Source organism: Fibrobacterota bacterium (assembly GCA_019509785.1).
Taxonomy (GTDB): Bacteria; Fibrobacterota; Fibrobacteria; order UBA11236; family UBA11236; genus Chersky-265.
Genome location: JAEKLQ010000044.1, coordinates 77,289 through 87,824 on the forward strand (window position 1 = coordinate 77,289; position 10,536 = coordinate 87,824).

Annotated in this window: 8 protein-coding genes; 4 read left to right on the plus strand and 4 right to left on the minus strand. The window is 59.0% G+C overall.

The window, feature by feature from the left end; translation table 11 throughout:
* Positions 1-439: 439 nt before the first annotated feature.
* Together gap and JF616_13300 are read right to left on the minus strand one after the other, a co-directional pair.
* On the minus strand, positions 440-1,435 hold the full coding sequence (gene gap / locus JF616_13295; protein MBW8888726.1) for a type I glyceraldehyde-3-phosphate dehydrogenase: 996 nt from the start codon (positions 1,433-1,435) through the stop codon (positions 440-442).
* Positions 1,432-2,019, minus strand: a complete 588-nt coding sequence (locus tag JF616_13300; protein MBW8888727.1) for a TetR/AcrR family transcriptional regulator — start codon at positions 2,017-2,019, stop codon at positions 1,432-1,434. The genes gap and JF616_13300 overlap by 4 nt, the downstream gene beginning before the upstream one ends.
* A gap of 590 nt (positions 2,020-2,609) precedes the next feature.
* On the opposite strand from JF616_13300, the gene JF616_13305 reads away from it, so the two are divergent.
* Positions 2,610-4,121: an IMP dehydrogenase gene (locus JF616_13305; GenBank protein MBW8888728.1), complete on the plus strand. Its 1,512-nt coding sequence runs from the start codon at positions 2,610-2,612 to the stop codon at positions 4,119-4,121.
* Between the two features lie 113 nt (positions 4,122-4,234).
* Positions 4,235-5,440, plus strand: coding sequence for a ThuA domain-containing protein (locus JF616_13310; protein ID MBW8888729.1), 1,206 nt, complete (start codon positions 4,235-4,237; stop codon positions 5,438-5,440).
* Positions 5,441-5,479: 39 nt separating this feature from the next.
* Here JF616_13310 and JF616_13315 read toward each other — a convergent pair whose 3' ends face one another.
* The gene (locus JF616_13315) at positions 5,480-7,234 is read right to left on the minus strand and encodes a hypothetical protein (protein MBW8888730.1); all 1,755 of its coding nucleotides are present in this window, start codon (positions 7,232-7,234) and stop codon (positions 5,480-5,482) included.
* A gap of 289 nt (positions 7,235-7,523) precedes the next feature.
* Between JF616_13315 and JF616_13320 the strand changes: the two genes are divergently transcribed.
* Positions 7,524-8,648: a ThuA domain-containing protein gene (locus JF616_13320; GenBank protein MBW8888731.1), complete on the plus strand. Its 1,125-nt coding sequence runs from the start codon at positions 7,524-7,526 to the stop codon at positions 8,646-8,648.
* Positions 8,649-8,680: 32 nt separating this feature from the next.
* Here JF616_13320 and JF616_13325 read toward each other — a convergent pair whose 3' ends face one another.
* Positions 8,681-9,817: a deoxyribonuclease II family protein gene (locus tag JF616_13325; protein ID MBW8888732.1), complete on the minus strand. Its 1,137-nt coding sequence runs from the start codon at positions 9,815-9,817 to the stop codon at positions 8,681-8,683.
* Positions 9,818-10,353: 536 nt separating this feature from the next.
* Here JF616_13325 and JF616_13330 point away from each other — a divergent pair.
* The coding region (locus JF616_13330; protein ID MBW8888733.1) for a hypothetical protein at positions 10,354-10,536 on the plus strand (183 nt) is incomplete at its 3' end.

Consider the following 10,536-nt stretch of genomic DNA (forward strand, 5'->3'; position numbering starts at 1 on the left):
AAGTCTTCCCCGAAGGCATCCCCCAAAGGCCCCTCCTCCCGAAGGTATCCTCAACAGCCCAGCCCCCGAAGATATTCCCAAAGTCCACATCCCCCGCCCAACCCCGATCCCCTTCCAATCCCACCCGTCTTCCCGCCCCACTTCTTCTCTTCCGCTTTTCCTTCCTCCCGCTTTTCCTTCCCTCCCGCCGTTCTTTCGAGGCCAGCTCCGGGCTTGCGCAAGCAGAGGCTCTCGCGGACGGGCGGAGCTGGCCGGGGCGGGCGTCCGCGCGGGCGAGTTGTGAGCGCCGCGGCTCGGGGAAGGGGGCGGATCCAGGGAATCGAACGCCCGCGCTCTTCAAATGCGTGGGCATCCCTTCCCCGAGCCGCGAACAGACCGCGAAGCCCAGAAAGCGAACAGTTCGAGTCCGCACGGACTCCCGCACCGGCCCGACCCACCTCTACGCGGAAACCATCTTCTTAGCGACATCCAGGATCTTGCAGGAGAAACCCCATTCGTTGTCGTACCACGAGATCAACTTCACGAAGGTATCATCCAACCGCATCCCCGCCTTCGCATCGAACACCGACGTACAAGACTCCCCCCGCACATCCCCCGAAACAATCAGATCCTCCGTATACTTCAAGACCCCCTTCATCGGCCCTTCCGCCGCCGCGCGCATGGCCGCGCAAATCTCCTCGTACTTGGCCCCCCGCTCCAGTTCGCAAGTAAGGTCGACCACGGAAACGTCCGAGACCGGCACCCGGAAGGCCATGCCCGTAAGCCTGCCGTTCAATTCCGGGATGACCTTGCCGATGGCCTTGGCCGCGCCGGTCGAGGCGGGAATGATGTTGTCCAGGATGCCGCGGCCGAAGCGCCACTCCTTGCCCGAAGGGCCGTCCACGGTTTTCTGCGTGGCCGTAGTCGCATGCACCGTAGTCATAAGTCCGCGCTTGATGCCAAAGCTCTGATGCACCACCTTGGCCAAAGGCGCGAGGCAATTCGTGGTGCAAGAGCCCGTGGAGACGATGCGCTGGCCCGCGTAGAGCTGGTCGTTGACGCCGGATACGAACATCGGGGTGTCGTCGTTGGCCGGCGCGGAGAGGATCACCTTGCCCGCCCCCGCCTTCAGATGGCTTTCCATCGCCGCCGAGTTCAGGAAGATGCCCGTCGACTCCACCACCAAATCCGCGCCTACCTTATCCCATGCCAGTTGGGTCGGATCTTTTTCAGCCGTGACCCGTACCGCCCGGCCGTCGATCCAGAGTTTACCGGGCTCGGTCCGGATCTCCCCGCCGAAGCGGCCGTGCACGGAATCGTATTTCAACATATAGGCCAGATGCGCCACTTCCAGCACATCGTTGATGCCTACGATTTCCACGTCATCGCGCCGCGCGGCGGCGCGGAACACCATCCTGCCAATGCGCCCGAACCCGTTGATCCCAATCCTGATCATGACTTCTTCCTTTCCTTTGGTGCCGGCAACGCGCTCAGCCACTCTTTCAGCCTGATGATTTCCATCCGGATGTAATTGGGATCCTTGAAGGTATTGGCGAGCAAGGTCGAACCCTGCCGCGCGCCAATGAGGCGGGCGGCGTGCTCCCTGGCTTCCTTTTCGCGAAAACCCATGGCGCGGAATTGCATCATGACCCATTCCAATAGGTCCCGGAGCGGAACTGCCGCCTCGGTGGCGGTCTCGCCGCCCTGCTTGTTCGTCTCCTGGCATAAGCTGCCCATGGGGCAACCGTAGGCAGTGAGATCCTCTACCCCTTCTTCGAAGCCGGCGACCAAGGCAAGTAAGCGCTCCCGGGGGGAGGCCAGCGCCTCCAGCGCGGTCCGCTTCGCCCGCGAGGCCTTCAAGCGCTCTTCCACCACCGCCTTGAGCAATTCATCCCGGGTCCTGAAGTAGTAGTACACGTTCCCCAAGGGAACATTCGCGGCCGAAGCGATATCCGCCAAACTCGTCTGCTCATATCCCTGCCGATGGAACAACTGCCCCGCAGCCACCGTCAGGCTACGCCACTTATCCGCCTTCAGCATATGAACCCGATTCCTCCAAAGTCTGCGGTCCCACTCATCATCCTGATTCTAAGTTAGTTATCCAACTAAATTTTTCACAGCTGAAAAAACCCCGTCCAAAACCACAATTCCAACCCGTAGCACCAACCCGAAACGCCAACCCGAAACGCCAACCCATCCCTTTTTTCCGCTCTCCCGGGAAAAGCGCTATACCCGAATCGGCCGCTTGCCCGCTCGCGTTTTGGGTTGGCAGCAGGGGGCCAAATCCGGCAGGGCCGGGTCTCCGGGCCGGTCACCACCGCGCGGGGCAGGGGCCGCCGGAGCGGGTCTGGGGTCCGGTGAGTTATGAGCGTCGCAGCTTGGGGAAGGGGCTGGAATCAGATTAGTGGAAGCTCGCGCCACCCCTCCGATCGACCCCCTTTTACTGCGCGGGCGTCCCCTTCCCCAAGCTGCGCATGGACCCGAAGATTCGAAAGCGAATAGCCGAACCGGAACCCAGACCCGCGCCGGCGAGACCCAGCACAGAGCGCCAAACCGGCCCAAAGCCCCGTCCCCGCCCGACCCCCAATCCACGGCCTGACAAACCAAATATCGCGTTACTAAATTTGGGCATGGCCAAAATACTAGACGACCTCTCCCGCACTTTCTCCGAATACCTCCTGATTCCCCGGCTCACCCGCCGCGATAACATTCCCCGCAACGTTTCCCTGGCTGCCCCCATCGCGCGCTTCAAAGCGGGCGAGACCAGCCGCCTCAGCGTGAACATCCCCGTCGTATCGGCAAGCATGCAGGCGGTTTCCGGGACGGACATGGGAGTCGCCTTGGCCCGCCAGGGCGGGGTCGCTTTCGTCTTCTGCTCCCAGACCATCGAGGCGCAGGCCGCCATGATCGCCAAGATCAAGTCCCATAAGGCAGGGTTCGTGCGCAGCGATTCCAACGTTAAGCCCGGCGCATCCTTAAGCGAATTGCTCGAACTCATGGAGCGGACCGGTCATTCCACCGTGGCGGTCACCGACGATGGCACCAGCACCGGCAGGTTCATGGGCATTATCACCGACAAGGACTTCTGGGAATTCGAAGATGATCTCACTTCCAAGGTCCAGGGCCATATGACCCCGAGGGAGAAAGTCATCCACGGGACGGTGGGCATCACCCTCAAGGAGGCCAACCACCTGCTCTATAAGCACAAGAAGGAGGCCCTTCCCATCCTCGAGGCCGATGGCCGCCTCAACTCCTTGGTTTTCAAGAAGGATTACGTCGATCACATCAACAATCCGCTCGAACTCCTGGATGCGCGCAAGCGCCTGGTCGCCGCGGCGGGCGTCAATACCCACGATTTCAAGGAGCGCCTGCCCGCCCTGGTCGAAGCCGGCGTGGACGTCGTCTCCTTCGATTCCTCGGACGGCTTTTCGGAATTCCAAAGGGATGCGGCCCTGTGGGCGCGCGAGAAGTACGGGGATGCCATCGTCATCGGCGGCGGGAACGTGGTTTCGGCCGAGGGCTTCGATTATCTGGTCAAGGAGGCGAAGCTCGACTTCGTGAAGGTCGGCATCGGCGGCGGATCGATCTGCATCACCCGGGAGCAGAAAGGCATCGGCCGGGGCCAGGCCTCGGCCTTGATGGAAGTGGTGCAGGCCCGCGATCGGTATTTCCAGGAAAGCGGAATCTACGTGCCCATCTGTTCGGACGGAGGCCTAGCCAACGACACCCAGATCATCATCGCCCTGGCCATGGGCGCCGACTTCGTGATGATGGGGCGTTACTTCGCCATGACCGGCGAGAGCCCCACCCCCAAGGTTTCCATCAAGGGGCGCATGTACAAGCCCTACTGGGGCGAAGGCAGCAATCGGGCGCGCAACTGGCAACGCTATAGCGAGGGAGCCGGCGCCAAGATGCATTTCGAGGAAGGCGTGGACGGCTACGTTCCGGTGGTGGGATCGGTGAACGAGGTGCTGGCTGTGACCTTGGAGAAATTGCGGGCCACCATGTGCAACCTGGGGTCGAACGATCTGCGTGAGTTCAACCGCAACGCGGTGCTGACCTTGGTTTCCGAACAAAGCATCGAAGAGGGCGGAACCTCGAACATCATCCAGGTCGATTCGAAGTTCGAGGATACGAACTAAAAACACCATTAAAGAAGGTGTAACCCCTGATTTAGCCGCATTTCCGGACATAATCCGGATTGCCTACGTGGATTGCCGCTTTTCGCGTTACCTTTGTAACGAGGCGGAATACCATGATGCGATACACCTTGAATCCTATTCCGTATGTCGTGTTGGCTGCCCTGGCCTTGGGTAGTGGGCATGCGCGCACCTACCAGTTGAAAAAGATTTTGGTCATCAATGCGACCGGGTCGGGCGGGTATATGCACGCAAGTCAAATCAAATTCACCGATGATTATTTCAAATCCTACCTAGGCCCCAAATATGGTTTCGAGAGCCGCTCCGCGAACACGCAGGCGCAAATCGATTCCGTGCTGCGCGACGACAGCCTCAAAACCTACGATGTGGTCGTATTCAACGGGGGCAGCCGGATTGGCGGCTTCGGAGCCGTAGGGGATACGGGCGCCCAGCATGCTTTCCAGCGCTGGATCAAAGCCGGGGGCGGTTGCTTCGCGATCCACGACTTTACGGATCACAACAATACCTGGCCCTGGCTCCGGGATTCCTTGCTTAACCGCACCATTTTCACCCAATGGTCCGCTTGGGGCGCGGATCACCATACGATGGTTCAATGGGACACCTTAGAAACGGATGGCGCGGTACGCGCGCGAAAACCCGAATATGATTCCATTCGCGCCTGCTTCCCTAAAACCCGATTCACCTATCCGGATGGCTGGAGTTCCTTCTCTCCCGACGTCCGTCCGATTGCCGATATCTTAATGACCATCGACGAAAACACCTATGCCGTTCCGCAGGGCTCGGCCATGGGCATTGGCCACCCCATCATGTGGGCGTACCCTCTGCCCCCGGATAGCCTGGGAAATCAGGGACGCTTCATTTATAACGCCCGCGGTCACGATTTGGGAGCCTGGGACGGCACGAGTTCCAATCATGCTCCCATGACGGTGGGCGAAGGCGCGATCCAGGAAGGCGAGACGGTTTTTTCCGACACTTCCCACACCCTCATGACCAAAGGTAGCCTTTGGCCCTGCCTCCAATGGGCGGCCGGGTTGCGGATCAATGCCGTTTCCGTCCATGTCCGTGACGCGAGTTCACCCGGTCTCATGCAATCCCGGAATTCGCACGGAGTCTTGAACGTGCGGGTACAAGGGCCGGGGGGCCACGATGTCCAGGTGTTCACCCTGGCCGGCAAAAGCGTCGCGCATCGATCCGGGCGAGGCGATGCGGAGTATTCATTCGCGAATCTGCGCCGCCCCGGCATTTATTTCGTGGAAGTGAAATCTTCCCGGAAGACGTATACCCAGCGCATCATGCTTTAGGGATTCAAGAACCGGTCGCAGAGAGAACGCGGAGCGGCATCAAGGAAAGTAATAGATCAATGCATGGGGTAGGGGTTCCGCCCTTTGTTTACCCAACACGTCCCTCCCGTCCGGCCCGAGGAACGGCCAACGCCATTCCGTTCGGATGGGCGCCGGTTTTTTCCTTCCCTTCACGCCATTAGAAGTCCCCACCAAGGATTGCATCGCCCGGTATTTGAAATTCCGGTTGGGGTTGTTGATGTCGTCGGTAAGGCCCCAGCAGCCATATCGCGTATAGCCGCTGCTCAAGGTGAACTGCATCGCCAAGGTTCCGCCCAGATCCAAGAACGCGGCGCCGTAATTGTATTTCAGCAACTCGCCCATGCCCGAATCCCTCTCGGCCATGATCCTGCGGGCCACGTTGGTCGTATCCCCGATGGCCTCGGAAGGGCCGCCCTCGTATATCAGGAAACCGCCCGGCAGATTCCAGGCTTTCGCCTTCGCGATCCATTGCATGCGCCCGGCCTCGTTCACGCCGCCGGTTTCGTCGATTTGCCCGGTGATGCTGGTCTTGGCCGCGGCGAGTATGGCCGGGACGCCTTGCCCCGCCGTGGCGGGAAGGTCGAAATATCCCTGGCAGGCGATGGCGTAGAGGTAATCCGCCGGCGCCCCGAAGGTCTTCTGGATGTATTGCAACATGGGTTCCACCCACCATTTGAGCATGGGCGCATGGCTGCACAACACCACCCGTACGCGATGGTTCATAGCGGCGGACCCGAATACGCCTTGGAAAATCTGCGCCAACTCTATCGTCCTCCGGGCATGATTGTTCTGCTCATCGATGCCTTTGGCCTTGGCTTGCGCCAGATTGTACGCCTGTTGGATGAAGCCGCTGTTCCAGACTTCGTTCCCGCTTTCCACGTAGATATTCAGAGAAGGATCGAGGCTGTCCTTCAGCAGGGCCGCCAAATGTTGCACATAGTCCGTCGTCGCGGAAACCGGGACATTGATCCAGGCGTCCCGCTTGGACTCGTTGGCGATTTGCGCCACGTATTCCCAGGCCCCGCCTTCATTGCGGCCCAACACCGGTAAGGGCGCCTGGGATGCGTCCTGCCGGGTTTTCCGTTGGGCCCATTCCAGGACCGCGGGATAAGCCGGCTCGCGATCGTTCGAGGCCAGGAAGTCCATGAAACGGATGGCGGAAAAATTCGCGCCGCGCAGGGCGGATAGGAAGGCGTCGGTGAAGGTCTTGGAAGTATTCAGGGGGTAACCGGGACGGTACATCCGGAATCCCGTGATGCCGCTGCCCGTAGCGCTTTGCGCCGCGCGCCGCGTGTTGGTGAACTTCAATTGCAGGAATCCGTAATTCGCGCCGGAAGTTCCCGTCACCACGAAATCGAAATTGGAGACGTTGCCGATCGAATCGTAGGCCGCGTTTTGGACCGTGCCGCCCGATGTACCGGCCACGGAGGCTTTTCCCGTGAACGCGCATTTATAAGTTCCGGAAAGATCCAAGCGATAAACTTCCGGATCGTCGATTTGCCCGGCCCATTCCGCCGCGGGCCGGAAGTCCATCAGGAATTGCGCGTCCACCTTGGGCCAGCCATTGGAGTCCACCTGGGCCGCGGTCAGGTCTGATCCCGTGGTCGAGGACCAGCGGTAATTCTCCTTGACCATGTCCACGAAGGTGCCGCCTTGCTCGGCCAAATTGATGTTGACGCCTAGTTGGCCGGATCCGTAGGCCGTGTCGATCGCGAATGCCGTGAGCCCGCATAGTATCGGGATGGCATGGCCGTAGCATTTTTTCATGGACATATCGGCCCCCTGATTTCGGGATAGTCTCCGCAATTTATGTCCCGCATGCCCGATCAAAACGCCGCATTTGTCCCGATTTACGGAACAACGATGCCGGATATCCGGGCCGGATTTTCAGAATTCATTCCGCAACGAAATGGGCATCCTGGAGCATTAAATCGTTTTCCGGCGTATATTCGGGATAAAGGGGGAATCCATGTTCCTCGGAAAATCGCGCTTACTTCTCGGTATCGGAATTCCGCTCCTCGCTTTCGGAAGCGTCCATGCGAGAACCTATCAATTGAAAAAAGTGATGGTGATTAACGAGACCGGATCGGGCGGGTTTATCCGGACGACTCAAGTTAATTACACGTCGAACTATATCAAACTTTACTTGGGCCCGATGTATGGGTTCACGGTAAAGATACCGCCCACCCAGTTGGATATCGACTCGGTGTTCCGGGACGATAGCCTCAGCACTTATGATGTCATCGTCTTCAACGGCAGTACCCGCATAGGCGGGAACGGGGCCATCGGAGACAGCGGCGCCCAGCATGCATTCGAGCGCTGGATGAAGCACGGCGGCGGCCTGGTGGGAATCACCGGGGCCATGGATCACAATGATACCTGGCCTTGGCTCCGGGATTCGGTGTACGGCGGAACGAAATTCACCGAGCATTCCACCTGGGGCGCGGCCTCGGATGCGTCTACCAAAGTTCAATGGGATACCCTTAAAACGAATGGAGTACTGAATTCCCTCAAGCCGGAATATGATTCGCTACGGGCTTGCTACCCCCCGCTGCATACCAACTTCATATACCCGGATGAATGGTACTCCCTCACCGTTAATCCGCGTTCCAGCGCGGACATATTATTGACGGTCGATGAGGCCACCTACACCGTTCCCGCGACTGGTGGCATGGGCCCGGACCACCCGGTGGCCTGGGCTTACCACCTACCTCCGGATGCGGATGGGAATTCGGGACGCTTCATTTACAGTGAACGAGGACACGACCTAGGGGCCTGGGATGGCACGAGCGCCAACCACGCCCCCATCGACTCCGCCGCCGGAGCCGTAACCGCCGATGGCGTCGTATATTCGGATACCTCCCATACGCTTATGACTAAAGGCTTCTTCTGGCAATCCATCCGGTGGGCAGCCGGATTGATGCAGGAACCGGTATCCATTCGTTCCTTGACGTCGAATGCCTACGGGCTTCCGGATGCCCGGAACGAGAATGGCGTTTTAAAGATCAGGGTGAATGCGGTAGGAAAGGAGATCGTGCAGGTATTCGATCTTGCCGGCCATCGCCGGGGCGAACAATCGGGTGATGGAAGCCGGGAATATTCTTTCGCGAACCTAAGGCAATCCACCGTGTACTTGGTCCGGGTGAAGGCGGGAAATCAAGAGTTCAGCCGGCGGATATTGCTTTAGGCGACCTCTCCTTCGCCGGCGAATCCGTTCACCTATTTCTTTCCCGACGGTTTTTTCCCAATAACCGGATCGGCATGGAAGGTCGACGAAACGGTCGTCGCTGCCGAAAGCGGCGGCGGCTTCGGGAAACTGGAATAGCCGTTATCCACTTTCGCGGGAAACGTTTTCCTTAAGGCGGCCCAAAGGGCAGGCTCTTGGAAGGCGATGGCCCCGCCGCCGCGCTTTTGCTGGGAGATCATGCGATTGATGTCGCCCACGCAGACCCACTCGGGCTCCACGCTGATCCCCCATTTCGCATGATCCTTGGATTCCGGCCACTTCCACGGCGTACCCAGCGGAGTGAGATCGATTTCGGTGACGTCGAAGGTTTTCCGGTTTCCGAGCAGGTTCAAGGCGCCCGGGGCATTGCTGTCCTTGTGGTCGGGAACCGTCCCGCGGATCCAGGACTCGACGTCGATGCAAACCCCCAAGGCCGGGCCGACCAATTGATTCCAAAAGTCGCCTCCCCAATGCCGGTTCTTGGCGATCATCTTGAAGAGCTTCCCGCCGCGGGATTTGAAATCCAACACATGGGAATCGCCCTTAGTGTTGGCGTTGTTCGCTTGGATCAACTTTCGCAGCGGATCGGCATCGCTTAGGGATTTAGGCAAACGGGACGCGTATACCTGCGGCTCTTGATGATCGACCATGATCGCCGCGATCGCCCTGGCGGTACCCAAATCCAGGGAAACGCAAAGATAGGTTTGGCCGTAATCCGGTACGGGCATGGACTTCGTCCCCGGCATCACGAATTTGGGCCACGAGTGCAGTAACCAGAACGCGGTCTTGCTGGCGATGTCGAAGGCCAAGATCCCTTTGGAATGCCCGAGGCTGCCGTCGTCATTCTGATCCGGATGATTTTTCGATGCGTCCGGCCTTTCATCATTGTAGAGGACCCAGCCGGTATTTTCCGAAGCGGAATTGAATACGGAATCCAGCGTCCCTCTCAAAGCGCCCTTGTCCATGGTCATGGTATGCGGCGAAGTTACCACCCGGCCGAGGTTCGGATCATAATAGACGTACTCGTAGCCGACGGCCGATCCCGGACCGGCCCCGACGATATGGGGAACCTTATAGGCGAACCACCAATCCACGGATTTGCCGTTTTCGTCGAGAGCGGAAATCGCCATGGGCAGGCCTCCTAATCATTATCGCCTTGGGTGAACGCAATCAGTTACTCGTCCGTCGACCAGGAATTACCGCTCGCCTCGCGGAATTCCAACCAAAGCATAGCAATGAACACCGGGCCGAAAGGATTTGAAACCCGGTCGATTGCGCAGGTAAAGACGAAAGAATTGATCCCACCGATGGACGCAGCCAGCGTCTCGGTCCCCTATTTTAATGCTACAAATCCCTCTGCATCCGAATCTAACCTAAGGCGCTGAGCAGGCATCCAGGATAAAGTCATCCCGCAAGAATGGAGTACACCATGCGACCTTTACGTATTGGCACTTTTCTGCCCTTAGCTTTGGGCTTGGCCCTTAATGCATGCAATCGAACCGAAAACATATCCCCGACGGCTAACGAGGTATCCCCTGAAGCCATACAGGCTCCCAAGGATCCGGCTTTTGCGAAGGAAGCCTATGCCATTAAATCCGGGGAAAAGGATCCGGCGAAGATTAAATCGGCTTTGCGCGATCTCAGGTTCCGGTACGGATATCCGGTCATGCCTGAAGAGCTACCCGCTTCCAAGGCCGTTTCCGGAGAAAACCCCGGAGCCCTGGGGAAGACCGCGGCCTCGGAGTGGACCCAGGTGCGGGCCGTGAGGACCAATTACTTCTTCGCCCACAGCCTGGTGGTGTCCGTACCCGCGAATGCGGTCCTTAAGGTGTCGGCCACCCAGGTCGAT

Coding starts and splice junctions, on each gene's coding strand:
- gap (MBW8888726.1), bottom strand. CDS start 1,435: ATGATCAGGATTGGGATCAACGGGTTCGGGCGCATTGGCAGGATGGTG.
- JF616_13300 (MBW8888727.1), bottom strand. CDS start 2,019: ATGCTGAAGGCGGATAAGTGGCGTAGCCTGACGGTGGCTGCGGGGCAG.
- JF616_13305 (MBW8888728.1), top strand. CDS start 2,610: ATGGCCAAAATACTAGACGACCTCTCCCGCACTTTCTCCGAATACCTC.
- JF616_13310 (MBW8888729.1), top strand. CDS start 4,235: ATGATGCGATACACCTTGAATCCTATTCCGTATGTCGTGTTGGCTGCC.
- JF616_13315 (MBW8888730.1), bottom strand. CDS start 7,234: ATGTCCATGAAAAAATGCTACGGCCATGCCATCCCGATACTATGCGGG.
- JF616_13325 (MBW8888732.1), bottom strand. CDS start 9,817: ATGGCGATTTCCGCTCTCGACGAAAACGGCAAATCCGTGGATTGGTGG.